The organism is Pelorhabdus rhamnosifermentans, from assembly GCF_018835585.1.
In the GTDB taxonomy this organism is placed as follows: Bacteria; Bacillota; Negativicutes; order UMGS1260; family UMGS1260; genus Pelorhabdus; species Pelorhabdus rhamnosifermentans.
In genome coordinates this window covers 1-254 of the sequence record NZ_JAHGVE010000160.1, presented here as the reverse complement: position 1 = coordinate 254, position 254 = coordinate 1, and the positions used below count along the sequence as shown (strand labels likewise).

1 protein-coding gene is annotated in these 254 nt (G+C 64.2%); it reads right to left on the bottom strand.

Annotated features, from left to right (window positions below; all coding sequences use genetic code 11):
* Positions 1–254 (bottom strand): hypothetical protein (locus Ga0466249_RS26185; RefSeq protein WP_215832418.1); only part of this gene is annotated, 254 nt, incomplete at both ends.

Sequence of the window (254 nt, the reverse complement as noted above, 5' to 3'; positions counted from 1 at the left end):
ACGCCTTGTTCATTTCCTCGTAGACGCGCTGCGGCTTGATCGGGATGTTGTCGAAATGGCTCTTGCGCAGCATCGAACGCTTGCGGTCGCGACAGGCTGCGGGCCAAGCCTGCCGGTCGCGCAGTCTGCCGGACTTCCGCCACTCGCGGGCGACGCTAACGAACAGTTCCAGCGCGGCCTTGGCGTCCGACACGATACCGAGGTCCGGATTGAAGACCCGCCCGATCTGCGTCGGCTCGATGTCGACATGGACG